This window comes from Pseudomonas sp. NFACC25, from assembly GCF_900100935.1.
Taxonomy (GTDB): domain Bacteria; phylum Pseudomonadota; class Gammaproteobacteria; order Pseudomonadales; family Pseudomonadaceae; genus Aquipseudomonas; species Aquipseudomonas marginalis.
This window is the reverse complement of the sequence record NZ_FMUC01000002.1, coordinates 702017-726451: the sequence shown is the minus strand read 5'-3', so window position 1 is coordinate 726451 and position 24435 is coordinate 702017. Positions and strand designations below refer to the sequence as shown.

At 61.2% G+C, this 24435-nt stretch carries 24 protein-coding genes; 11 read left to right on the top strand and 13 right to left on the bottom strand.

The genetic code is table 11. The annotated features are described in order from the left end of the window. Positions 1 to 122: 122 nt before the first annotated feature. Positions 123 to 2906 carry a DNA polymerase I gene (gene polA, locus BLQ09_RS07445; RefSeq protein WP_092356043.1) on the bottom strand — a complete coding sequence of 928 codons (2784 nt, stop codon included), beginning with the start codon at positions 2904 to 2906 and terminating at the stop codon, positions 123 to 125. A gap of 74 nt (positions 2907 to 2980) precedes the next feature. Between polA and BLQ09_RS07440 the strand changes: the two genes are divergently transcribed. Together BLQ09_RS07440 and BLQ09_RS07435 are read left to right on the top strand one after the other, a co-directional pair. Beyond that, complete coding sequence (locus BLQ09_RS07440) at positions 2981 to 3271, top strand: DUF2782 domain-containing protein (RefSeq protein ID WP_027608032.1); 291 nt, start codon at positions 2981 to 2983, stop codon at positions 3269 to 3271. A 56-nt stretch (positions 3272 to 3327) separates the two neighbouring features. Beyond that, on the top strand, positions 3328 to 4281 hold the full coding sequence (locus BLQ09_RS07435) for a homoserine kinase (RefSeq protein WP_027608033.1): 954 nt from the start codon (positions 3328 to 3330) through the stop codon (positions 4279 to 4281). A gap of 60 nt (positions 4282 to 4341) precedes the next feature. Here BLQ09_RS07435 and BLQ09_RS07430 read toward each other — a convergent pair whose 3' ends face one another. Then, a complete protein-coding gene (locus BLQ09_RS07430) occupies positions 4342 to 5271 on the bottom strand; it encodes a zinc ABC transporter substrate-binding protein (RefSeq protein ID WP_092356040.1) in 930 nt (309 codons plus the stop codon). A 58-nt stretch (positions 5272 to 5329) separates the two neighbouring features. Here BLQ09_RS07430 and zur point away from each other — a divergent pair, with 58 nt between their 5' ends. Genes zur through BLQ09_RS07410 form a run of 4 tightly spaced genes read left to right on the top strand, consistent with a single transcriptional unit; the run spans position 5330 to position 8135 of the window. After that, positions 5330 to 5812 carry a zinc uptake transcriptional repressor Zur gene (zur, locus tag BLQ09_RS07425; protein WP_026136513.1) on the top strand — a complete coding sequence of 161 codons (483 nt, stop codon included), beginning with the start codon at positions 5330 to 5332 and terminating at the stop codon, positions 5810 to 5812. Beyond that, the gene (gene znuC / locus BLQ09_RS07420) at positions 5812 to 6597 is read left to right on the top strand and encodes a zinc ABC transporter ATP-binding protein ZnuC (RefSeq protein WP_092356037.1); all 786 of its coding nucleotides are present in this window, start codon (positions 5812 to 5814) and stop codon (positions 6595 to 6597) included. The genes zur and znuC overlap by 1 nt, the downstream gene beginning before the upstream one ends. Next, positions 6590 to 7378 carry a zinc ABC transporter permease subunit ZnuB gene (gene znuB / locus BLQ09_RS07415; RefSeq protein WP_027608036.1) on the top strand — a complete coding sequence of 263 codons (789 nt, stop codon included), beginning with the start codon at positions 6590 to 6592 and terminating at the stop codon, positions 7376 to 7378. The genes znuC and znuB overlap by 8 nt, the downstream gene beginning before the upstream one ends. 37 nt (positions 7379 to 7415) lie before the next feature. Next, entirely contained in the window at positions 7416 to 8135 is a 720-nt protein-coding gene (locus BLQ09_RS07410) for a PA5502 family lipoprotein (protein WP_027608037.1), read from the top strand. 81 nt (positions 8136 to 8216) lie between these two features. Here BLQ09_RS07410 and katE read toward each other — a convergent pair whose 3' ends face one another. Further along, the gene (gene katE / locus BLQ09_RS07405; RefSeq protein WP_027608038.1) at positions 8217 to 10358 is read right to left on the bottom strand and encodes a catalase HPII; all 2142 of its coding nucleotides are present in this window, start codon (positions 10356 to 10358) and stop codon (positions 8217 to 8219) included. 265 nt (positions 10359 to 10623) lie between these two features. Here katE and BLQ09_RS07400 point away from each other — a divergent pair, with 265 nt between their 5' ends. The 3 genes from BLQ09_RS07400 to BLQ09_RS07390 are packed head-to-tail and all read left to right on the top strand — an operon-like array spanning position 10624 to position 13130. Continuing rightward, the gene (locus tag BLQ09_RS07400; protein WP_027608039.1) at positions 10624 to 11631 is read left to right on the top strand and encodes a methionine ABC transporter ATP-binding protein; all 1008 of its coding nucleotides are present in this window, start codon (positions 10624 to 10626) and stop codon (positions 11629 to 11631) included. Then, positions 11631 to 12305, top strand: coding sequence for a methionine ABC transporter permease (locus BLQ09_RS07395; protein WP_065926851.1), 675 nt, complete (start codon positions 11631 to 11633; stop codon positions 12303 to 12305). Before BLQ09_RS07400 ends, BLQ09_RS07395 begins: the two co-directional genes overlap by 1 nt. Positions 12306 to 12356: 51 nt before the next feature. Next, positions 12357 to 13130 carry a MetQ/NlpA family ABC transporter substrate-binding protein gene (locus BLQ09_RS07390; RefSeq protein WP_027608041.1) on the top strand — a complete coding sequence of 258 codons (774 nt, stop codon included), beginning with the start codon at positions 12357 to 12359 and terminating at the stop codon, positions 13128 to 13130. A 143-nt stretch (positions 13131 to 13273) separates the two neighbouring features. Here the strand turns inward: BLQ09_RS07390 and BLQ09_RS07385 are convergent, their stop codons facing one another. From BLQ09_RS07385 to BLQ09_RS07365, 5 genes are read right to left on the bottom strand one after another with little or no spacing between them, the layout of a single operon-like run. Next, positions 13274 to 13909: an SCO family protein gene (locus tag BLQ09_RS07385; RefSeq protein ID WP_027608042.1), complete on the bottom strand. Its 636-nt coding sequence runs from the start codon at positions 13907 to 13909 to the stop codon at positions 13274 to 13276. Beyond that, on the bottom strand, positions 13906 to 14805 hold the full coding sequence (cyoE, locus tag BLQ09_RS07380; RefSeq protein WP_027608043.1) for a heme o synthase: 900 nt from the start codon (positions 14803 to 14805) through the stop codon (positions 13906 to 13908). Before cyoE ends, BLQ09_RS07385 begins: the two co-directional genes overlap by 4 nt. Beyond that, the gene (locus BLQ09_RS07375; RefSeq protein WP_092356034.1) at positions 14793 to 15872 is read right to left on the bottom strand and encodes a COX15/CtaA family protein; all 1080 of its coding nucleotides are present in this window, start codon (positions 15870 to 15872) and stop codon (positions 14793 to 14795) included. Before BLQ09_RS07375 ends, cyoE begins: the two co-directional genes overlap by 13 nt. 10 nt (positions 15873 to 15882) lie before the next feature. Beyond that, positions 15883 to 16467 carry a hypothetical protein gene (locus tag BLQ09_RS07370; RefSeq protein WP_065937872.1) on the bottom strand — a complete coding sequence of 195 codons (585 nt, stop codon included), beginning with the start codon at positions 16465 to 16467 and terminating at the stop codon, positions 15883 to 15885. Next, entirely contained in the window at positions 16433 to 17197 is a 765-nt protein-coding gene (locus BLQ09_RS07365; RefSeq protein ID WP_092356031.1) for an SURF1 family protein, read from the bottom strand. Before BLQ09_RS07365 ends, BLQ09_RS07370 begins: the two co-directional genes overlap by 35 nt. Positions 17198 to 17242: 45 nt before the next feature. On the opposite strand from BLQ09_RS07365, the gene BLQ09_RS07360 reads away from it, so the two are divergent. After that, positions 17243 to 17446 (top strand): twin transmembrane helix small protein, encoded by a 204-nt coding sequence (locus tag BLQ09_RS07360; RefSeq protein ID WP_016978774.1) that lies wholly within the window; start codon positions 17243 to 17245, stop codon positions 17444 to 17446. 6 nt (positions 17447 to 17452) lie between these two features. On the opposite strand, the gene BLQ09_RS07355 is transcribed toward BLQ09_RS07360, so the two are convergent. From BLQ09_RS07355 to coxB, 4 genes are read right to left on the bottom strand one after another with little or no spacing between them, the layout of a single operon-like run. Beyond that, positions 17453 to 18340, bottom strand: coding sequence for a cytochrome c oxidase subunit 3 (locus BLQ09_RS07355; RefSeq protein ID WP_027608047.1), 888 nt, complete (start codon positions 18338 to 18340; stop codon positions 17453 to 17455). A 35-nt stretch (positions 18341 to 18375) separates the two neighbouring features. After that, positions 18376 to 18927: a cytochrome c oxidase assembly protein gene (locus BLQ09_RS07350; RefSeq protein WP_027608048.1), complete on the bottom strand. Its 552-nt coding sequence runs from the start codon at positions 18925 to 18927 to the stop codon at positions 18376 to 18378. 21 nt (positions 18928 to 18948) lie between these two features. Further along, on the bottom strand, positions 18949 to 20538 hold the full coding sequence (gene ctaD / locus BLQ09_RS07345) for a cytochrome c oxidase subunit I (protein ID WP_024072609.1): 1590 nt from the start codon (positions 20536 to 20538) through the stop codon (positions 18949 to 18951). A gap of 58 nt (positions 20539 to 20596) precedes the next feature. Continuing rightward, positions 20597 to 21724 (bottom strand): cytochrome c oxidase subunit II, encoded by a 1128-nt coding sequence (gene coxB / locus BLQ09_RS07340; protein ID WP_092356028.1) that lies wholly within the window; start codon positions 21722 to 21724, stop codon positions 20597 to 20599. Between the two features lie 367 nt (positions 21725 to 22091). Between coxB and BLQ09_RS07335 the strand changes: the two genes are divergently transcribed. Then, a complete protein-coding gene (locus BLQ09_RS07335) occupies positions 22092 to 22739 on the top strand; it encodes a hypothetical protein (protein WP_027608050.1) in 648 nt (215 codons plus the stop codon). 66 nt (positions 22740 to 22805) lie between these two features. Here BLQ09_RS07335 and BLQ09_RS07330 read toward each other — a convergent pair whose 3' ends face one another. Then, on the bottom strand, positions 22806 to 24353 hold the full coding sequence (locus BLQ09_RS07330; RefSeq protein WP_027608118.1) for a SulP family inorganic anion transporter: 1548 nt from the start codon (positions 24351 to 24353) through the stop codon (positions 22806 to 22808). Positions 24354 to 24435 lie beyond the last annotated feature (82 nt).

The following is a 24435-nucleotide window of genomic DNA, read 5'->3' as shown; positions in this document are numbered from 1 at the left end:
ACTCTGAGTAGCAGTTCACAGGTTAAGTTCCGGCAGGTTCAAAAAACTATTGGAAATAACTGCAGCGGATTTCCGATCTAAAGCATTCCGCCACCACGCCCGGTGGTGGCGGCGCCGCCAAATCAGTGCGCTTCGTCCCAGTTGTCGCCAACGCCAACGTCCACCACCAACGGCACATCCAACTGCGCCGCCGCACTCATGTGCTCGCGAATCTTCTCGCTGACCTCTGCCACCAGATCCTCACGCACCTCCAGCACCAGTTCATCGTGTACCTGCAGGATCACCTTGGCATCCAGGCCCGACGCGGTCAGCCAGTTATCCACCAGCACCATGGCTTTCTTGATGATATCCGCCGCCGTGCCCTGCATCGGCGCGTTGATCGCCGTGCGTTCTGCGGCCGCGCGCTCCTGGGGCTTGTTGGAGTTGATATCCGGCAAATACAGCCGACGTCCGAAGAAGGTTTCCACGTAGCCTTGATCGGCAGCCTGGGCGCGGGTGCGCTCCATGTACTCGCGAACGCCTGGGTAGCGGGCGAAGTACACATCGATGTAAGCCTTTGCGGTCTTGGTATCGACACCGATGTCCTTGCCGAGCTTCTGTGCCCCCATGCCGTAGATCAGGCCAAAGTTGATCGCCTTGGCACTGCGACGCTGATTGGAGGTGACCTCAGCCAATTCGACCTTGAACACCTCGGCCGCCGTGGCGGTATGCACATCCAGGTCGTTACGGAACGCATTCATCAGCCCCTCGTCCTTGGACAGGTGCGCCATGATCCGCAGTTCGATCTGCGAATAGTCCGCTGCCAGCAGTTTGTAGCCCTTGGGCGCGACAAATGCCTGGCGGATGCGTCGCCCTTCGGCGGTGCGCACCGGGATGTTCTGCAGGTTCGGGTCGCTGGAAGACAGCCGCCCGGTCGCCGCCACCGCCTGATGGTAAGAGGTGTGAACACGCCCGGTCCGCGGGTTGATCTGCTCCGGCAAGCGGTCGGTGTAAGTGCTTTTCAGCTTGCTCATGCTGCGGTACTGCATCAGTACCTTGGGCAGCGGATAGTCATCTTCGGCCAGCTTGGCCAGCACTTCCTCTGCCGTGGATGCCTGGCCCTTGCCCGTCTTTTTCAGCACCGGCAGGCCGAGTTTCTCGTAGAGAATCGCGCCGAGCTGCTTGGGCGAACCCAGGTTGAATGCTTCGCCGGCGATCTCGAACGCCTGGCGCTCCAGTTCGACCATCTTGTTGCCCAGCTCGATGCTCTGGACACCGAGCAGCTGCGCATCCACCAGCGCGCCCTGGCGTTCGATACGCGCCAGCACCGGTACCAGGGGGATTTCGATGTCCGTCAACACACTTGCCAGGCTCGGTATGGCGGTGAGCTGTGCGTACAGTGCCTGATGCAGGCGCAGCGTCACGTCGGCATCCTCGGCGGCATAGGGGCCAGCCTGTTCGAGCGGGATCTGGTCGAAGGTGAGCTGCTTGGCGCCTTTGCCGGCGATGTCCTGGAAACTGACGGTGTCGTAGTCCAGGTACTTCTTGGCCAGGCTGTCCATATCATGGCGGGTCGCAGTGGAATTCAACACGTAGGATTCAAGCATGGTGTCGAACGCGATACCGCGCACGCTGATGCCATTCGCCGGGTCGCCGCCAATGGCACAGTTGGCCAGGATATTCATGTCGAACTTGGCGTGCTGGCCGACCTTGAGCTTGCTCGGGTCTTCCAATAATGGCTTCAAGGCCAGCAGCACGGTGTCGCGATCCAGCTGCTGCGGCGCACCGATGTAGGAATGGGTCAGCGGGATGTAGGCGGCTTCATGGGGCTGCACGGCGAAGGAAACCCCCACCAGTTGCGCCTGTTGAGCGTCGATCCCGGTGGTTTCGGTGTCGAAAGCGAACAACGTCGCGTCGTTGAGTTTCTTCAGCCAGACATCGAATGTGGCTTGGTCGAGGATCGTGGTGTAGGTCGTTTCTGCGGGTGCCGCAGGAGTAGCTTCAATAACCTCTTCGGCAACAGGCGCGGCCTTGAGCTCCACTCGCTTGGCATCGCGCTGAATCTCATCGAACCAGCTCTTGAACTCCAGCAGGGTGTAAAGCTCCAGCAACTTTTCGCGATCCGGTTCAATCAGGTGCAAATCGTCCAGACCCACGTCCAGCGGCACATCGATCTTGATCGTCGCCAACTGATAGGAGAGGAATGCCATCTCCTTATGCTCTTCCAGCTTCGCCGGCAGCGTCTTGGCACCCCGGATCGGCAGGCTCGGCACAATATCCAACTGCTCATAAAGTTCTTTGAGGCCGCCGTTCACCCCCACCAGCAAGCCGGAAGCGGTCTTCGGACCAATGCCCGGAACGCCCGGGATGTTGTCGGACGAATCGCCCATCAACGCCAGATAGTCGATGATCTGCTCCGGAGCGACGCCAAATTTCTCCTTTACGCCCTCGATGTCCATCGAGCTACCGGTCATGGTGTTGACCAGGGTAATGTGCCCGTCGACCAACTGCGCCATGTCCTTATCGCCGGTGGAGATCACCACCGGACGGTCAGCGGCGGCACTGCTGCGGGCCAGGGTGCCGATCACGTCATCGGCCTCGACGCCTTCGACGCACAGCAAAGGGAAGCCCAGGGCGATCACGCTCTGGTGCAGGGGCTCGATTTGCACGCGCATGTCATCGGGCATGCTTGGGCGGTTGGCCTTGTATTCGGCGTACATGTCATCGCGAAACGTCCCACCCTTGGCGTCGAACACTACCGCGAACGGGCTGTCCGGGTACTGCTTGCGCAGGCTTTTGAGCATGTTCAACACGCCCTTGACCGCACCGGTCGGCAGGCCTTTGGAGGTGGTCAGCGGTGGCAGCGCGTGGAACGCGCGGTACAGGTAAGACGAACCGTCCACCAGGACGAGGGGGGCTTGGCTCATGAGCAGGATCAACCTTTTCGGCGGGTCAGGCGCTAGAATAGCCGGACCAATGAAAACAAAGGGACAAGGTTATCATGCGTACATTCAATCGCCTGCTGTTGACCGGCCTGATTGCACTCGCTCCGATGGCTGCCATGGCGGCAGACGGCGCGCCTTCGGGTGATCCGGAAGTGACCATTCGCACGGAAGGCGACCGGACCATCCAGGAGTACCGTCAAAACGGTTTCCTGTATGCAATCAAGGTGACCGTAAAAGGCGCACCGCCGTATTTCCTGGTACGCGCAGACGGAACCGACGCGAACTTCATCCGCTCTGACCAGCCGGATATGCTGATCCCGTCATGGAAGATCTTCGAATGGAAATGATTTCTTAACTTCAATTGGCGCCGCGCACCGCGGCGCCCGTACTGGCAGTTTTAACCATGTCTGTGTTCACCCCCCTGGCTCGGCCCGAGCTGGAAACCTTTCTCGCCCCCTACGGGCTCGGCCGCCTGCTTGACTTCCAGGGGATTGCCGCTGGTAGCGAAAACACCAATTTCTTTATCAGCCTGGAACAGGGCGAGTACGTCCTGACCCTGGTTGAGCGCGGCCCCGTGCAGGAGATGCCGTTCTTCATCGAACTGCTCGACGTGCTCCACGACGCCGACCTGCCGGTGCCCTACGCTCTGCGCACCACCGATGGCGTGGCCCTGCGCGAATTGGCCGGCAAACCGGCACTGCTGCAACCGCGCCTGGCCGGCAAGCACATCAAGGAGGCCAACCCACAGCATTGCGCCCAGGTCGGCGACCTGCTCGGCCATCTGCACTTGGCGACGCAGGGCGAGAAGGTGCTGGAGCGCAAGACCGATCGCGGGCTGGATTGGATGCTCAGCGAAGGTGCGCAGCTGATTTCGCACCTGGACGATGCGCAGCAAAGCCTGCTGCAAGCAGCATTGACTGAAATCGAGGCCCATAAGGCCGAGATCCTCGCCCTGCCACGCGCCAACGTGCACGCCGACCTGTTCCGTGACAACGCGATGTTCGAGGGCACGCACCTGACGGGTCTGATCGACTTCTACAATGCCTGCTCGGGCCCGATGCTGTACGACGTGGCGATCGCCCTGAATGACTGGTGTTCGGACGCCGATGGCGTGATTGATGGCCCGCGCGCCCGTGCGCTGCTGGGTGCCTACGCGGGCCTGCGGCCGTTCACGGCCAAGGAGGCCGAGCTATGGCCGACCATGCTGCGGGTGGCGTGCGTGCGGTTCTGGCTGTCGCGCCTGATCGCCGCTGAATCGTTTGCCGGGCAGGATGTGTTGATCCACGATCCCGCCGAGTTCGAGCATCGGTTGACGCAGCGTCAGCAGGTCAGCGTCCACCTGCCATTCGCGCTCTAAGGACCAACCCGGTCAAAATGTGGGAGCAAGCCCCCTCCCACATTTGATCTGCGCTGCGGCTTATAACGACTCCAGGCAACCTGCCAAGTCATTCCCCAATTTCTCCAGCACCTGCTCATAACCCTGGGCCGTGGCCGGGGTGTAGCCGCCCAGCGCATCCAATTCCGCCAGCTTCACCGGCAAACCTGCCACCAGGGTTTCGGCCAAACGCGGACGCAACGGCGGCTCACTGAACACACAGGTCTTGCCCACTTCCTGCAAACGCGTACGCATCGCCGCCACATGCTGGGCGCCAGGCTGCACTTCGGCAGCAACGCTGAACACGCCGGTGTGCTTGAGTCCGTAGGCGTCTTCGAAGTAATCAAAGGCTTCGTGGAACACGAAGTAAGGTTTGTCACCGATGCTCGCCAGGCGTTTTTTCAGGCGCGCATCCAGTGCATCAAGGCGCTCGTCGAAAGCCTTGGCATTACTCTGATAACGCGCGGCGTTCACGGGGTCGGCTGCACTGAGGTCAGCGGCCATACGCGCTGCGATCACCCGAGCGTTCACCGTGGACAGCCAAAGGTGCGCATCCAGGCTCCCCGGGCGGTGATCATGGTCATGTTCGTCGGCATCGTCGGCGTGGGAATGGCTATCTTCGGCGAACCTACGCAGTTTCATCCCCGGCAGGTCTTGAACCGCTACGGTCGGCGCGGTACGCCCCTTGAGCACGCGAGGCAGGAAGCCCTCCATGTCCGGCCCGATCCAATACAGCAGATCGACCGACTGCACACGCCGTACGTCGGATGGGCGCAAGGCGAAGTTATGGGGCGATGCACCCGGCGGCAGCAACACCTCCGGAACCGCCACACCGTCCTGCACGGCAGCGGCAATCAACTGCAATGGCTTGATGCTCGTGAGCACCTTGACCTCGGCCTGAGCGGCCCCAGCGAGGAACAAACTGGTGACAAATACGACAAAAACGGGAAAAAGTCGGGACACGATGACCACTCAATGACGTAGGAACGGGTAACATAATAACGTCTCTATCAAATATCTGTCGCCGCTCATGCCTAAAACACCGCTTGCCAGCCGTCCACACGACCACTCTCACTGCGTGCATACCGCGCTGTCGGAGGCCGACACCCTGTGCGCACAGAAAGGCTTGCGCCTGACCGCCCTGCGTCGCCGGGTGCTGGAACTCGTCTGGCAGAGCCACAAGCCCCTGGGTGCCTACGACATCCTGGGCGTGCTCAGCGAGCAGGACGGCCGCCGGGCCGCGCCGCCGACCGTGTACCGCGCGCTGGATTTCCTGCTGGAAAACGGCCTGGTGCACCGCATTGCCTCGCTCAACGCCTTTGTCGGCTGCAACCACCCGGAACACGCGCATCAGGGCCAGTTCCTGATCTGCCGCGAGTGCCACGCCGCCATCGAGCTTGAACAAAAGAGCATCAGCGACGCCATCATCAAGAGCTCCGCCGACGTAGGCTTCCGGGTCGAAGGGCAGACGGTCGAAGTGGTCGGCCTGTGCTCGGGCTGCCAGGGGGCTTGATGAGCAATGCGTTAATTCGCCTGGAGCAGGTCGGCGTCACGTTTGCCGGGCAAAACGTGCTGGACAACATCGCGTTGAGCGTCGAGCCGGGGCAGATCGTCACCCTGATCGGCCCCAATGGCGCCGGCAAGACCACCCTGGTGCGCGCCGTACTCGGCCTGCTCAAGCCCGACACCGGCAGCGTGTGGCGCAAGCCCAGGCTGCGCGTGGGCTACATGCCTCAAAAGCTGCACGTTGATCCGACCCTGCCCTTGTCTGTACTGCGGTTTTTGCGCCTGGTGCCCGGCGTGGACCGCACCCGCGCGCAGGCGGCCCTGAAGGAGGTCGGCGCCGAGCAGGTCATCGACAGCCCGGTGCAAAGCATCTCCGGCGGCGAAATGCAGCGTGTGCTGCTGGCCCGTGCCCTGTTGCGCGAGCCCGAGTTGCTGGTGCTGGATGAACCCGTGCAGGGCGTCGACGTCGCCGGCCAGGCCGAGCTGTACAGCCTGATTACCCGCCTGCGCGACCGCCATGGCTGCGGCGTGCTGATGGTCTCCCATGACTTGCACTTGGTGATGAGCACCACCGACCAGGTGGTATGCCTCAACCGCCACGTGTGCTGCTCCGGCCACCCGGAACAAGTCAGCAACGACCCGGCGTTCGTGGAACTGTTCGGCAAGAACGCCCAGAGCCTGGCGATCTATCACCACCATCACGACCATGCCCATGACCTGCATGGCGCTGTCGTAGACGATCCCGCGACGCCCCACACCCACGTTCATGGAGATAGCTGCAAGCATGGCTGATTTTCTGCTTTACGCCCTGCTGGCAGGCTTGGCTCTGGCGCTGGTGGCGGGCCCACTGGGCTCGTTCGTGGTCTGGCGGCGCATGGCGTACTTTGGCGACACCTTGTCCCACGCCGCGCTGCTGGGCGTGGCCATGGGCTTCCTGCTGGATGTGAGCCCGACCATCGCCGTGACCGTGGGCTGCCTGCTGCTGGCGGTGCTGCTGGTGACCCTGCAACAGCGCCAGCCACTGGCCTCGGACACCCTGCTGGGCATCCTGGCGCCAAGCACGCTGTCCCTGGGCCTGGTGGTGCTGAGCTTTATGCATGAAGTGCGCATCGACCTGATGGCCTATCTGTTCGGCGACCTGCTGGCGATCAGCCCCACCGATCTTGCCTGGATTCTCGGCGGCAGCGCCGCCGTATTGGTGCTATTGGTCGCCCTGTGGCGCCCACTGCTGGCCATCACGGTGCATGAAGAACTGGCCAGGGTCGAAGGTTTGCCCGTACCAGCGTTGCGCATGGCCCTGATGCTGCTGATTGCCGTGGTGATCGCTGTCGCGATGAAGATTGTCGGCGTATTGTTGATCACGTCGCTGTTGATCATTCCCGCCGCCGCCGCCCAGCGCCACGCCCGCTCACCGGAGCAGATGGCGATCGGTGCCAGCCTGTTGGGGATGCTGGCAGTGTGCGGGGGCCTGGCGTTGTCATGGTTCAAGGACACGCCTGCCGGACCGTCGATTGTAGTCACGGCGGCCGCCCTGTTTCTGCTGAGTTTTGTCCTGCCCCGTCGAGGGGTGTAGACTTGCTCGCTTTTTGCGCAAATAGAGAGTCGCAGGAATGAAGCTGTTCACCTCCCGTTATCTGCTCCTTGCCGCGTTTTCCCTGCTGCTGGGCGCCTGTCAAAGCACACCGCCCGCCGCCCCAGAGGCCCCGGATCCGCGTGCTGCGGCCATCGCGCAGCTGGAGCAAAACCTGGCCAGCAGTGAGCTGGCCACCGCCGAAGACCAACTGGCCGCACTGCAGGCCCAGTCGCCCAATGACCCGACGCTGGAACCCTACCAACGGCAATTGGCCGAGGCTTACCTGCAGCGCAGCCAGATCGTGCTGCAAAAAGGCGATGTAAACGCCGCCGCCACCGCCCTGAGCCGTGCCCGCGCGCTGATGCCCAAGGCGCCGGCGCTGACCGGTGGCGTCAACAGCGCCATCACCCACGCCCGTAAAGTCGAGCTGGATAAAGCCGAAGAGGCCCTCAAGGCCGCCGAAGCCAAGCCCGCTGCCAAGGTCATCGACCCGGCCGCGCCAAGCACCACCGTGGCGCTGAACCTCACTGATATTGAAGCGCTGCGCCATCAGCTGGATGCGATTGCCACCGATGTGGTGAATTACCAGTGTGATGTGACGATCCAGGCGCCACGCACCCAGGATTACCCGTGGCTGGCCACGTTGCTGACCAAACGGGTGAAGCGTATTGATTCAGGGTATGACCTGAAGATTCACCGGCAGATTCTTAAGCATATTCCGGCGCAGGTTGTGCTGACTCCGCGCAAGGCGGAATAACGCATCGGGGGCAAGCCCCTCTCACATTTGAATTGTGAGAGGGGCTTGCCCCCGATAGCGATCCAACAAGCAACCAATAAATTAAGCCGGAATCGCCTTAGCCTTCGGCTCACGATCCCAAACCCGATGCTGTGCAATCGCGGCAAAAAACGCCTTGAACGCCTTAGCATCCGACCCCACGATCAACCCCGCATCCGTCTCCAGCTTCAGCAGATCCAGCAGTGGCTTCGCGTCACTGGCAACCGCAATCGCCTTCAGGTGTTTGTAGGCTTCCAGAACGTAATGCAGCGCCACACCATCACCGCTCAGTGCTTTCACCGACTCTTTTCCGCCCGGGATAAACACGGCGTCAAACGCAATCGACGGCATGCCTTCCATCGACGCATCCACCGGCAGGCTCTTGCCATCGGCCGTCTTCACCGGCGCCGAGGTCGGCCCCAGCAACTTGGCATGGGCACCTTCTGCCGCCAGGGCTTTTTTCAGCGCATCGATAGCCGCGCCATCCACACCGTCAGCCGCGAGAATCGCGACTTTGCGCGTCTTGATATCGCCGGACAGCAGGTTCACCTGGCTCAATGCCGGCGACTCTTTCAGCGAAGACTCACGCGGCGCTACCGTGCCTTTGGTCGGCGCCGGCAGACCAAGGTTCTGCGCCACGCGCTTGGCCAGTTCCAGATCGATATTGGCCAGAATCTCGTTGACCTGCCGCGCGCGGATAAACTCACGCTCCACCTTGCCCAACTCGAAGCTGTAGGCCGCGATAATGTGCTCTTTCTCATGGTGGCTCATGCTGTGGAAAAACAGCGCGGCCTGGGAGAAGTGGTCGCCAAATGACTCACTGCGCTCACGTACCTTATTGGCATCGACGCGCTCGTAATAGGTTTCGAAACCGCCATCCTGGGCAGCCGGTGGCGTTTCTTTCGGCCAGCCGCCATCGATCGAGTTCGGCTCGTAAGCAGCACGGCCCTTGTCGATCACGGTGCGATGCTGGGCGTCGCGCTGGCCGTTGTGGAAAGGTACTACCGGCCGGTTGATCGGCAGCTCATGGAAGTTCGGCCCACCGAGACGGCTGATCTGCGTATCCGTGTAGGAAAACAGACGACCTTGCAGCAACGGGTCGTTGGTGAAGTCGATACCCGGCACGATGTGGCCCGGGCAAAACGCGACCTGCTCGACTTCGGCAAAGAAGTTATCCGGGTTGCGGTTCAGCACCATTTTGCCCAGCGGTGTGATCGGCACCAGTTCCTCGGGGATGATCTTGGTCGGATCGAGCAGGTCAAAGTCGAACTTATGCTCGTCTTCTTCCGCAACGATCTGCACACCCAACTCCCACTCAGGGTAGTCGCCGCTTTCAATCGCCTCCCACAGGTCACGACGGTGGTAATCGGTATCTTTACCGGCCAGCTTTTGCGCTTCGTCCCACACCAGGGAGCAGGTGCCGACCTTCGGGTGCCAGTGGAACTTCACAAAGCTCGACTTACCTTCGGTATTGATCAAGCGGAAGGTGTGAATGCCAAACCCCTGCATGGCACGCAGGCTTTTTGGAATGGCGCGGTCAGACATCGCCCAGATCACCATGTGCGCCGACTCCGGCTGCAACGAAACAAAATCCCAGAATGTATCGTGGGCCGAGCCGCCGGTAGGAATTTCGTTGTGCGGCTCAGGTTTTACCGCATGCACGAAGTCGGGAAACTTGATCGCATCCTGAATGAAAAACACCGGCATGTTGTTGCCGACCAGGTCGAAGTTGCCCTCGTCGGTGAAGAACTTCACCGCGAAACCGCGCACGTCACGCACCGTATCGCCCGAACCACGCGGGCCCTGCACGGTGGAGAAACGCACGAACACCGGGGTTTTATGCTCGGGGTTACGCAGGAAACCTGCCTTGCTCAGCGCGGAATGGTTTTCATAGGTCTGGAAATAGCCATGGGCGCCGGTGCCCCGGGCATGCACGATGCGCTCGGGGATACGCTCATGGTCAAAGTGCGTGATTTTTTCACGCATGATGAAGTCTTCCAGCAGCGAGGGGCCGCGGGCACCGACTTTCAAGGTGTTCTGGTTGTCGGAAATCTTCACGCCTTGGTTGGTACGCAGGGCCTGGCCGGTCGCATCGGAACGGAATTCCTCCAGGGCCTGCAGCTTGGCGTTGGTGTTGCCACGGTCCAGGGTGTCGGTGCCTGCAAGTTCACTCTTCGACGGGGTGGCTGGCTTCTTGGTACTCATCAGTCAAAACTCCTTATTCAAAGTGGCCAGAGCGGTCCCCGGCTCGTTTGAGCAAAACCCCAGGCACGGCACCTGGGAAATCGAGTTGCTTAAGTAGTGACTGACACGGTTTTCTGCCGTTCCTTTTTTATGACCTTTGATCGCGTTATTGCCAAATCACTGGTTGAATGCGAAATAAATGCTAAGAAACGCTATACGGACAGGCTAAAATGCGCGCCCGGCTAACCGCTGATCCCTTTTCAATGCGCCCCACAAGGTTCGCTACGTGATCGAGTTTCAAAACGTCCATAAAACCTACCGCGTCGCCGGTAAGGATATTCCCGCGCTGTACCCCACCAGCCTGCGCGTCGAAAACGGCCAGGTGTTTGGCCTGATCGGCCACTCGGGTGCAGGTAAAAGCACGCTGCTGCGCCTGATCAACCGCCTGGAAGAGCCCAGTGGCGGCCAGATCACGGTGGACGGCGAAGAAGTCACCGCCCTGGACGCCAACGGCCTGCGCCGTTTCCGCCAGCAGGTCGGGATGATCTTCCAGCACTTCAACCTGCTGGCGTCCAAGACCGTTGCCGACAACGTGGCCCTGCCACTGACCCTGGCCGGCGAATTGTCGCGCAAGGACATCGACCAACGCGTCGCCGAGCTACTCGCCCGCGTCGGCCTGTCGGACCACGCCAGGAAGTACCCGGCGCAGTTGTCCGGTGGCCAGAAGCAACGCGTCGGCATTGCCCGCGCCCTGGCGACCAAGCCGAAAATCCTGTTGTGCGACGAGGCCACCAGCGCCCTCGACCCGCAAACCACCGCCTCGGTCCTGCAACTGCTGGCCGAGATCAATCGCGAGTTGAAACTGACCATCGTGCTGATCACCCATGAAATGGATGTGATCCGCCGCGTATGCGACCAAGTCGCCGTGATGGATGCCGGCGTGATCGTCGAGCAAGGCTCGGTGGCCGACGTGTTCCTGCACCCCAAGCACCCGACCACCAAGCGCTTCGTGCAGGAAGCCGAGCAGGTCGATGAAGGCGAGCAGCGCGATGACTTCGCCCATGTACCGGGTCGCATCGTACGGCTGACGTTCCAGGGCGAAGCGACCTACGCGCCACTGCTGGGCACCGTCGCCCGGGAAACGGGGGTGGACTACAGCATCCTCGCCGGCCGCATCGACCGCATCAAAGACATCCCCTACGGGCAACTGACCCTTGCGGTCACCGGCGGTGACATGGAAGCGGCCTTTGCCCGCTTTACCGCCGCAGACGTCCACATGGAGGTGCTGCGCTGATGGACGTTTTCTTGAGTTTCTTCGCCAATATCGACTGGTCCGAAATCTGGCTCGCCACCGGCGACACCATGATCATGCTGTTCGGTTCGCTGTTCTTCACCGTGGTATTGGGCCTGCCTTTGGGCGTGCTGTTGTTCCTCACCAGCCCACGCCAGCTGTTCGAGCAAAAAGGCCTGTACGCACTGCTGTCGCTGGTCGTGAACATCCTGCGCTCGCTGCCGTTCATCATCCTGCTGATCGTGATGATCCCGTTCACCGTGCTGATCACCGGTACCTCCCTGGGCGTAGCGGGCGCGATCCCGCCGCTGGTCGTAGGGGCCACGCCATTCTTCGCGCGCCTGGTGGAAACCGCCTTGCGTGAAGTGGACCGCGGCATCATCGAGGCCACCCAGTCCATGGGGGCCAGCACCCGCCAGATCATCATCAACGCGCTGCTGCCCGAAGCACGCCCCGGCATCTTCGCGGCGATAACGGTGACGGCGATTACCCTGGTGTCCTACACGGCCATGGCCGGTGTTGTCGGCGCCGGCGGCCTGGGTGACCTGGCGATCCGGTTCGGTTACCAACGCTTCCAGACCGACGTGATGGTGGTCACCGTGGTAATGCTGTTGATCCTGGTGCAAATTCTGCAAACCGTCGGCGACAAGCTGGTGGTGCACTTTTCTCGAAAATAACGGCCATTGCCGGTCAAAAGCCGGCACATGCCCGAACAAGGAGCTTGTTGGATGAAAAAACTACTGGTTGCTTTCGCCGCCGTTGCCGCGTTTTCCGCCCACGCCGCCGAGACCCTGAAAGTCGCTGCCTCGCCGGTGCCCCACGCGGAAATCCTGGAATTCGTGAAGCCTGCCCTCGCCAAAGAAGGCGTGGACCTGCAAGTCAAAGTCTTCACCGATTACGTGCAGCCCAACGTCCAGGTAGCGGAAAAGCGCCTGGATGCGAACTTCTTCCAGCACCAGCCATACCTGGATGAATTCAACAAAGCCAAAGGCACTCACCTGGTGAGCGTCGGCGCTGTGCACCTGGAGCCTCTGGGCGCTTACTCCAGCAAGTACAAAAAACTGGAAGACCTGCCTGACGGCGCCAACGTGGTGATCCCGAACGACGCCACCAACGGTGGCCGCGCGCTGTTGCTGCTGGCCAAGCACAACCTGATCACCCTGAAGGACCCGACCAATATCCTGTCGACCATCAAGGACATCACCGCAAACCCGAAAAACCTGAAATTCCGCGAACTCGAAGCCGCCACCCTGCCGCGCGTGCTGACCCAGGTCGACCTGGCGCTGATCAACACCAACTATGCGCTGGAAGCCAAGCTGGACCCGTCCAAGGACGCCCTGGTGATCGAAGGCAATGACTCGCCTTACGTGAACATCCTCGTGAGCCGCGAAGACAACCAGGATTCGGACGCGATGAAAAAGCTGATTGCAGCCCTGCACACCCCTGAGGTGAAGCAATTCATCCAAGAGAAGTACAAAGGCGCGATCCTGCCGGCGTTCTGATCCGACTCGGTCTCCAACACGCTGGAGATCAAAAAATGTGGGAGGGGGCTTGCCCCCGATTGCGGAGTATCAGTCGCTGCATGAGCTGACTGACCTGCCGCCATCGGGGCAAGCCCCCTCCCACATGTGTTGTGCATTGCCTGTTACTTGCGCTGCAACAGCCCCGGCAGTTGCGCCACCAGCTTCTGGTTGTTCAACGGCGCACGGATAAAGCCGCGCTGGGTACCATCCGGACCGATCAGCGCGAGGTTGCCGCTGTGGTCGACGGTGTAGTTGGGCTTGTTGGTGTCTGCCGGGATGAACGGGATGCTCACGGCATTCGAAACCTTCTGCACATCCTCTACGTTCGCACCGGTGAGGCCTTGGAATTGCGGGTCGAAGTAGCCCAGGTACTGCTTGAGCTGGGTCGGGGTGTCGCGGTTCGGGTCGACGCTGACCAGGATTACCTGCAACTTATCCACAGCCTCCTTAGGCAACTCGCTCTTGATCTGGCGCAGTTGGGCGAGGGTGGTCGGGCAGATGTCGGGGCAGAAGGTGTAGCCGAAGAACAGCAGGCTCCACTTGCCTTTCAACTCGTTGACCAGCACCGGCTGGCCTTCCTGGTTGGTCATGCTCACCGACGGCAGCTGGCGGCTTTGCGGCAGCAGGATGATACCGGCATCAATCAATGCCGTAGGGTCGCCCTGGCCCTTGCCCGAGAGCACTTTGTTAACGGTCAGGCCCATGATCAACGCGACGATGGCCACCAGGATAAAGACGGTTTTTTGAGTTCGAGTCATAGGTTCAACAGTAAGTAGTGGTCTACGAGCAGGGCGATAAACAGCAGGAACAGGTACCAGATAGAGTACTTGAAGGTGTTGATCGCCGCGTGCGGCTGAGCGCCACGGTACAGCACCCAGGCCCATTGCAGAAAGCGTCCGCCCAAAACCAGCGCACAGGCCAGGTAGAGCGGGCCGCTCATGTGGATCACATAGGGCATCAGGCTCACCGCCAACAGGGCGAAGGTATAGAGCAGGATATGCACCTTGGTGTAGTGCTCGCCGTGAGTGACAGGCAGCATCGGGATATCGGCCTTGGCGTATTCCTCCTTGCGGTGAATGGCCAGGGCCCAGAAGTGCGGCGGCGTCCAGGCGAAGATGATCAGCACCAGCAACAAGGGCTCGGCGCTGACATGGCCGGTAACGGCGACCCAACCCAACAGCGGTGGCGCGGCACCGGCCAGGCCTCCGATAACAATATTTTGTGGCGTCGCCCGCTTGAGAAAACCGGTGTAGACCACCGCGTAACCGAGCAGCGAAGCCAGCGTCAGCCATGCCGCCAGAGGGTTGGTAAACGCCAGCAACAAGGCCAATCCTGCAACGGCTAGAAACAAAGCAAAGGCCAGCGCCGCCACCGGCGATACACGCCCCTCCGCCAACGGCCGCTTATGGGTGCGAGCCATCACTGCATCAATCCGTCGGTCCACCACATGGTTCACCGCCGCCGCACCACCGGCACACAGGGCTATTCCCAGGTTGCCGAAAATCAGTACCGCCCACGGCACACCGGCGCGGGTCGCGAGGAACATGCCGACCAGGGAGGTGATGAGCATCAGCACCACCACTTTCGGCTTGGTCAGCTCCAGGTAATCGCGCCAGATCGCCTGGCTGTGGCGCGCGCCGATCAAGGTCGCCATGGCATCTCTCCTTTAAGGGTGATGAGGCCCGATACGTGTTTGCGCGGGCTGAAGCGCCAGCCGAACGGCAACTGGTGACGCACCCGGACCAGACTGGTGCGGGCGTGGTAATTGACCAGCACCAGGGTCAATAACAGCGCCGCACCGCCGGCGTTATGGCCGACCGCAACCGGCAGTGGCAGGTGGAAATACACGTTGCTCAGGCCCAGGCTGATTTGTACCGCCAGGGCAATCAACAGCAGGCCCGCGAGCCGCGTCATACCCACCGCACGCAGCTGCCAGGCCAGCCCCGCAAGCACCAGGGTGACCAGCACCGCACCGATGCGGTGGGTCAGGTGGATAGCGGTGCGCGCGTCGCTGTCGAGTTGGCCGCCAAGGTAATTGGGGCCGATGTGCTGGGTCAGGTGAAAGCCGTTGGCGAAGTCCGCCGCAGGCCACCACTGGCCGTGGCAGGTGGGCAAATCGATACAGGCCACCGCTGCGTAGTTGGAACTGACCCAGCCGCCCAAGGCGATCTGACCGATCACCAGCACCAGGCCGGCCGTGGCCCAATATTGCAGGCGCCTGGGCACGATCAACGCGGGCAACACCCCAGACAAGCGCAGGGTCAGCAGAAACAGCAGGCTCAAGGTCGCAAAGCCGCCCAACAAATGCCCCGTCACCACCTGGGGCCACAGCTTCAAGGTCACCGTCCACATGCCAAACGCCGCCTGGGCAAACACCACCATCAACAGAAACAACGGCAGTTTCACTGGCTGGCCCGGATCACGCCGATGGCTCCACGAACGCGCCGCCAACAGCACAATCAACAGGCCCAGGGTGCCGGCGAAGTAGCGATGGGTCATCTCCGCCCAGCCCTTGTCAGCCTCCACCGGCGTATCGGGAAAATGCAATTCGGCATGGGCCAGCTGGGCCTCGCTTTGCGGCACGCTGATAAACCCGTAGCAGCCCGGCCAGTCCGGGCAACCGAGGCCGGCGTGGGTCAGGCGGGTGTAGGCGCCAAGCAGCACGACGATCAGCGCCAGCAGAGTGGCAAATAACGCGAGGCGAAATCCAGGTTTGGCCATGACGATGCCCTTATCCGATGTTCGACAGTTTCAACAGGTGGCGCAGGTCATTGAGCAAGTCCTTGCCCTTGACCTTGGCGTCGTAGCGCAGCACCAGGTTGCCGTGGGGGTCGACGATCCACAGTTGCGCAGCGCCCGGCGCGGCGGCGTTTTTGGTGAAGGTAGAGAGGTCCAGTGAGTAGCGCTGCAATTGCGGGTATTCAGCCTTGAGCTTGGCGTCATAGTCGGCAGCGACCGGTTGCGCACTGGCCAAGGCATGGCTGGCGCGTGAAGCGTCGCGCCCCAGGCCGATCTGCAACTGGCGCGCGAGGTACACCAGTTGCCGGCAATCGGCGGCGCAGGCGGCAGGCGCGGTGACCAGCAACTGCCAGCGCTGTTCATCGGCCTGCACGCCAATATCGGCGCGGGTCTGACCGTTACCGATCATTTCTCCGTGGTAGCTGCGACTGTCCGGCACCCAGAACTGCAGTTTGTACATGAAGGTGGCCAGCACCATCGGACCGATCACCATCAGCAGGATCAGCATCAGCTGCCAGCGGCCTTTGCGCCGATCAGGTACCTCAGACATGTTGAGTGGATTCGTGGCCGTTCCCATGGGGCTTCTCCTTTGTGGTGTGCCATCCGAGGTAGAGGTAAAGAGCCAGTAGCGCCAGGGACATGGCGAACCACTGCACCGCGTAGGCCAAGTGTTTTTCCGGCCCCATCGCAACGATGGGCCAGGTGGTTTCGTACGTGCCGGGGCCGGCTTCGGTACGCAGTTCATAGGCAAAACCGTTGCGGCCCAGCTCAGCCCACAGCGCGGCGGGGTGCAGCGCGGTCAACAGGCGCGGCCATTGCACGGTCGTGGGGTCCGCATGCAGCTGGAAGGTTTCGCCGGGCGCGACATACACCCAGGCGTCGAGATTCAAGGGCTGAGCGGGAGTAGTGAAGACGGGCGGGGTGCGCCGATCAGGCCACGGCAACCAGCCCCGATTGAGCAATAGCCACAGGCCGCTGGCTTGGTCATGAAAGGGTTGCAGCAACTCGACACCCGCCTTACCGTCGCGCATGCGGTTATCCAGCAATACGCTGTGCTCGGCATCGAACTGGCCGCGCAGATGCACGCGGCGAAAGGCCGGGTCCGCCATATCCCCGAGTTGCACACTGCTGATCGGCTCAGCGGCGCGGCGTTCGGCATAGCTGTCCACCAGCAACTGCTTCTCATGACCGCGCGACAGCTGCCAGACGCCCAGGCCCACCATCAAAGGCAGCAGAATCATCACCACCACGGTTGGTGCGATACCTGGACGAAAGCGTTTCATGGCGCTGGCTATACTTGTTTTCATTGCCCGCCCATCCCCTTGATGCCCACCAACGCCAGGAACCAGACCATGCTCAAAGCAGCCATTGCCCTGATGCTGATCGCGACCGTCGTGAGCCTGTTCAGTGGCCTGTTCTTCCTGGTCAAGGACGAGGGCAACTCCAACCGCCTCGTCACGGCCTTGACCGTGCGTGTGGTACTGGCCGTGATCACCGTGGCGTTGATCGCCTGGGGATTTTTCAGCGGCCAGCTGGTATCTCATGCGCCCTGGTAAGTCGCCTCACAGCACATAAACGAAGAAAAACAGCCCGATCCACACCACATCCACGAAGTGCCAATACCAACTGGCCGCCTCGAAACCGAACTGATGCTCGGCATTGAAATGCCCGCGCAGGATGCGCATCAGCATTACAAACAAAATGATGGTGCCGATGGTCACGTGGGCACCGTGGAAGCCCGTGAGCATAAAGAACGTCGCGCCGTATACCCCCGAACCCAAGGTCAGGCCCAGTTCTTTATAGGCATGGATGTATTCCTCGGCCTGGAACCCGAGGAATGCCAGGCCCAGCAAGACGGTGATCGCCAGCCAGATCTTCAGCGCGCCGCGATGCCCCTTGCGCAAGGCGTGGTGGGCAATGGTGATGGTCACGCTGGAACTCACCAGCAGGATGGTGTTGACCAACGGCAAGCCCCACGGGCTGATGGTGCCCTCCGGCGCGGGATAAAGTTTCGGGTCCGGGTTGTTGAGCAACGGCCAGGCAAACTCGAAGTTCGGCCACAGCATGTGCGCAATGCCTTTGGGGCCTTCGCCGGCCAACGCGGGGCCGGACAAGTGGCGCACGTAGAACAGCGCACCGAAGAACGCGATAAAGAACATCACCTCGGAAAAAATGAACCAGGTCATGCCCCAGCGAAACGAGCGGTCCATCTGGGCGCTGTACAAACCGGCGCGGCTTTCCTTGATCACCGCTCCGAACCAGCCAAACAGCATGTAGGCCAACAACAGCCCTCCGACGAAAAAGATCCACGGCCCGTGGGATTCCGGGCGTGCCGCCTTCAGGTCGTTGAACCACACGGCCAGGCCATACACGGTGACCAGCATGCCAATCGTGGCAATTATCGGCCATTTGCTTTGCGCTGGTACGTAGTACGTATCATGAGTCGACATGTATTCGCTCTCCTGATTGAGCGGGCAAACAGTAGCTAGCCGCCGGTACGAACAGCCACGGGCGGTTGGCGCGCAGTGATATCAAACAGCGTGTACGCCAGGGTCAAATGCTTCACATCCTTGGGCATGTCACGGTCGACAATAAAACGCACCGGCATCTCGATGCGCTGGCCCGGCTGCAGCACTTGCTGGGTGAAGCAAAAGCATTCGGTCTTGTGGAAATACATCGCCGCTTCGGCGGGGGAAATGCTCGGCACCGCCTGGGCGGTCATCGGCTTGTCAGTAGGGTTGTAGGCCACGAACAGCATCTCGGTGACGGCACCGGGGTTGACCACCACCTCATCAGCCTTGGAGTGAAACTCCCAGACCATGTCGATGGCATTGGTGGACAGGAACTGCACCCGTACCTGGCGCGTGAGGTCGACGACCTGCTCGCCTTCGTACTGCCCGGCCGTCTTGCCGTTGATGCCGAATGCCTTGCACATCACGTCGTAGATCGGCACCAGGGCAAAGCCGAAGGCGAACATCGCCACCACCAGGATCAGCAGGCGGGCAACCAGGCGCTTGAGAGGCACGGAGTCAGCCATGACCACCTCCGCTTACCCTGTTCATTTGACCTCCGGTGGCGTGGTGAAGGTGTGGTACGGCGCGGGCGAGGGCACGCTCCACTCCAGGCCTTCGGCGCCATCCCACGGCTTGGCCGGCGCGGGCGGGCCGCCACGGATGCACTTGATCACGATAAACAGGAAGAAGATCTGCGTGGCGCCAAACATGAACGCGCCAATCGACGAGACCATATTGAAGTCGGCGAACTGCAGGTTGTAGTCCGGTACCCGGCGCGGCATGCCGGCCAGCCCCACGAAGTGCATCGGGAAGAACGCCATGTTCATGCCCACGAAAGACAGCCAGAAATGCAGCTTGCCCAGGGTTTCGTCGTACATGTGGCCGGTCCATTTCGGCAGCCAGTAGTAGGCCGAGGCGAAGATGCCGAAGATCGCACCGGGCACCAGTACGTAATGGAAGTGCGCCACCACAAAGTAGGTGTCGTGGTACTGGAAGTCCGCCGGGGCAATCGCCAGCATCAATCCGGAGAAGCCGCCGATGGTGAACAGGATCACGAAGGCCACGGCAAACAGCATCGGCGTCTCGAAGGTCAGCGAGCCTTGCCACATGGTACTGACCCAGTTGAACACCTTCACGCCGGTGGGCACCGCAATCAGCAACGTGGCGTACATGAAGAACAACTCGCCGACCAACGGAATGCCCACCACGAACATATGGTGCGCCCACACGATAAACGAGAGGAACGCGATGCTCGCCGTGGCGTAGACCATCGACGTGTAGCCGAACAATGGCTTGCGCGAGAAGGTCGGGATAATCGAACTGACGGCGCCAAACGCCGGCAGGATCATGATGTACACCTCGGGGTGGCCGAAGAACCAGAACACATGCTGGAACAGCACCGGATCACCGCCACCGGCCGCACTGAAGAAGCTGGTGCCGAAGTGGATGTCCATCAGCATCATGGTCACACAGCCGGCCAGCACCGGCATCACCGCGATCAGCAGGAAGGCGGTGATCAGCCAGGTCCAGACGAACAGCGGCATCTTCATCAAGGTCATGCCGGGTGCACGCAGGTTGAGGATGGTGGCAACCACGTTGATCGCACCCATGATCGAGCTGATGCCCATCAAGTGGATGGCGAAGATGAAGAACGTCACGCTTTCCGGCGCGTAGGTGGTGGAGAGCGGGGCGTAGAACGTCCAGCCGAAATTCGGCCCGCCACCGGGCGTGAACAGGGTCGAGACCAGCAGCAGGAACGCCGCCGGCAGCAGCCAGAAGCTGAAGTTGTTCATGCGCGGCAAGGCCATGTCCGGCGCGCCGATCATCAGCGGAATCATCCAGTTGGCCAGGCCGACAAACGCCGGCATTACCGCACCGAACACCATGATCAGGCCGTGCATGGTGGTCATCTGGTTGAAAAACGCCGGCTCGACGATCTGCAGGCCAGGCTGGAACAGCTCGGCACGGATCACCATGGCGAACGAGCCGCCGAGCAGGAACATGGTGAACGCGAACCACAGGTACATCGTGCCGATGTCCTTATGGTTGGTGGTCAGCACCCAGCGCATCAAACCCTTGGCGGGGCCGTGGGCATGGTCACCGGCGTGGCCATGGTCATCGATCACAGCGCTCATGGCCGTTCTCCTGCAAGCGAGTGGGCGGGGCGGTTCGGGGCATACGCAATGAATGAAGTCATTTGCTTTCCGCCTGCTTGATGGCCAGCACGTCTTTAGGCGTGACCATGTCGCCTTTGTTGTTACCCCAGGCGTTGCGCTCGTAGGTCACCACGGCGGCGATATCCACTTCCGAGAGCTGCTTGCCGAAAGCCGCCATCGCCGTACCGGCCTTGCCGTGATAGACAAGATTCAGGTGGGCTTCCTTAGGCCCGGTGGCAATCTTCGAACCCTTGAGCGCCGGGAACATCGGTGGCAGGCCCTGGCCTTCGGCCTGGTGACAGGCCACGCAGGTGGTGTGGTAGACCTTGTCGCCACGGGCCACCAGCTCTTCCAGCGTCCACTCCTTGGAGGTCAGCTCCTTGAGCTTGGCGGCCTCTGCCTTGCGCTCGCCGAGCCAGGTGTCGTAGTCGGCCTTGGACTTGACCTCGACCACGATGGGCATGAAACCGTGGTCCTTGCCGCACAGTTCGGCGCACTGACCACGGTAGATGCCGGGCTTCTCGACGCGGGTCCAGGCCTCGTTGACGAACCCCGGGATGGCGTCACGCTTGACCGCAAAGGCCGGCACCCACCAGGAGTGGATCACGTCGGCGGCGGTCACCAGGAAGCGCACCTTGGCGCCCACCGGCAGCACCAGCGGCTGGTCGACTTCCAGCAGGTAATGTTCGCCCTTGGTGGCCTGGTTATGGATCTGCTCGGCGGGCGTGGCCAGGTTGCTGAAGAACTCCACGTCCTGGCCCAGGTATTTGTAATGCCACTTCCACTGATAGCCGGTGACCTGGATATCGATATCCGACTCGGTACTGTCGTAGATATTGATCAAGGTCTTGGTCGCCGGAATGGCCATCGCGACCAGGATCAGCAAGGGCACCACGGTCCAGAGGATTTCCACGGTGGTGCTTTCGTGGAATTTGGCCGCGACCTGGCCCGTAGAGCGGCGATGAAGGATCATCGACCAGAACATCGCGCCAAAAACGACAATGCCGATCACTACACAGATCCAGAAAATGGTCATGTGCAGGTCGAACACAGCGTGACTGACTTCAGTTGCCCCTGGCGCCATATTCGTTGTCCAGGCGGCGTGCGCCTGGCCGAATACCGACCACAACAGGAGGCCCATCCAAACATGTGGATGTCGCGTCATTGCGGGTTCCCCTTATCGTTCTTGTTATCCCGCCGGTTTGCACCTGCGTCGAAGGGAGCGGCTTCCATACTGCTTACAACCGCTTAGCCTTACCTGCTTATGCAGTCTGGCGTCATCAGCTAATCGCGTACAAACCCGAGTATAGACACGCTCTGCAACCCCGCAATGTGTAGGGGCAAATGAGCAAAAATGAGTGGCCAGGCCTAATAAAACCGGGTGCGGAATCGTTTATCCGACCAACGATGGCAATTCGATATAACGCCTGTGCATAACCATGAAATAATTATGACAAATGCGTCTTAGGCGCTCGTATAAACGAGCTACCTTATGCTGTCCCTATTCCTACGCCTGCTTCACTGGAGCCTTCATGAACACCGCCGCATTGCGCGAGCAGATTTCCCGTGCCCATCAACACGAATCCAGCACTGGCCAGTTGGCCAAGCAGCTGGAAGAGCAATTGCCGCACCTGCATTCGGCCATTTCCCTGGCTGATGGCGATCGCAACATTGTCATGACCCGCTTCGTCACGGCCTACATCGATCTGGTACCGGACCTGCTGGACGCCGCCAACGACGTGGCCCGCGAGGCCGGTATCGAAAGCCAGATCAAGCCAGTGCTGAAAATCGCCGAGCATTTCTTCCTGCAGCCCCCCGCCATCCTGGCCGGCCATGAAGGGCTCGACGGTCTGCTGGACGAGGCTTACCTGGCCCATCGCCTGGTGGAAGAGGTCAACGATTTGTACATCAAACACTTTGGCCAGCCACTGATTCCGGCAGATACCACCGTGGCCAACGTGATTGCCCATCAGTTGATCGGCGAAGCATTCGCCAACCAGCTGGATGAAGCCGTTCATCATGCGGTGGATGAAATGCTCAACGAAGACAGCTTTGCACTGGAGTCTGTCGAAGCATATCGCGAACAGCTGAAAAGCCCGGCAACGGAAGCCGCGTGGAAGCGCTGGCCGTGCCTGTCCCGCCAGCTGGGGGTTGAATTGGCACTGGACCAGCCAGCTTAAATCCTGAATTACACAGAGAACGAATGTGGGAGGGCAAGCCCCCTCCCACATGTTGATCCCACTCCCTCAGCCGATTGAGGGCGCCGAGCCGATCCCTGTCGTCGTCCTGACCCGGCCTTCGAGCCTGCGCTTCAACCCACGCGCCTCGATCACCAGCCTCGAGCCCTTGGCCGCATTCGCCCGGCCCCACTCCTCCAGCAACTCCAGGCAGGAATGGTCGATATAACTCAGGTTACTCAGCGGTACGTGCACAGTCGTGCCCGGAGGCACCGTCGCCAGCACCTGGGTCAACGCCGGCACTTTCAGGAAAGTCGCCGCACCGGTCAAACGCAGCTCCATTTCCCCCTCCAGGGGCAGGTCGATCAGACTGACTTTCAGGCGCGAGGCCTTGAGCGCCAGCTTGACCAGTGTGAGCCCGAAGCCCACCAGCACACCGGTCAGCAGGTCGGTGAAAATGATCGCCAACGCCGTGGCCGCGTAGGTAAACATCGGCATACGCCCATAACGACCGAGGGCCTTGAAGGCCTTGATGTCCACCAGCTTGATCCCGGTGTACACCAACACACCCGCCAGGCTTGCCACAGGAATGCTTTGCAGCACGCTCGACAGCAACAGTACGAACCCCAACAGCCATACGCCATGGAACATCGCTGACAACCGCGTGGTGGCACCGGCCTGCACGTTGGCCGAGCTGCGCACGATCACACCGGTCATCGGCAGGGCACCCACCAGGCCGCACAGCATGTTGCCCACACCTTGGGCGGATAATTCCTTATCGAAATCAGAACGCTGGCCGCTGTGCATGCGGTCGACCGCTGCCGCAGAGAGCAGGGTTTCGGCACTGGCGATAAACGCCACCGCAAACGCAGCGATCAACAACTGAGGGTCAGCCAGGCTCAACAGGTCGCTGGGACGCAGCCAATCGATGGCGTCGGCGAGATTCTCCGGGACTTCCACACGCTTGACCTGCAACGCCAGCACCAGGCTGGCCACCGTTGCCAGGCCCACGCCCAACAGGGCTCCCGGCACGAAACGCAGGGTTTGCGGACGGAATTTATCCCACAGGTACATCACCAGCATCGTCGACAACCCGAGCAATCCGGCCTGCCAACCCAGGCCGCCACCCAAGGTAGGAATCGCCTCCGCCAGCGCGGCGGGGAAGCCCGCCAGGTTATCCAGCCCTGAGGGCTTGGGCGCACCGTCGAGCATCACATGGATCTGCGATAGCACAATCAATACGCCGATCCCCGCCAGCATCCCGTACACCACCGCCGGCGCCGTGACGCGGAACCAGCAACCCAGGCGCAGGCGCCCGGCCACCAGTTGCAGGAAGCCGGCCAGCAGCAGGATCGGCCCGAGCATCAGCATCCCGTGCTGGCGCACCAGCTCGAACACCAAGACCGCCAGCCCCGCTGCCGGGCCGCTGACCTGCAGCGGCGAACCCGCCAGCCAGCCCACCACCAGGCCACCGATAATCCCGGTGATCAGGCCCTTGGCCGGCGGCATGCCGGACGCGATGGCGATCCCCATGCACAGGGGCAGGGCGACCAGAAACACAACCACGGAGGCGAGCAGCTCCCGTGGCAATACAGCTTTCAATTGAGCAGCACGCATGATGGCTCTCCCGAGGTATTCGCCGGGCGCGGCAAAGCCTGGCTGCATCCATGGCAGCCACCGCTTTACCCGGCAGGGAAGT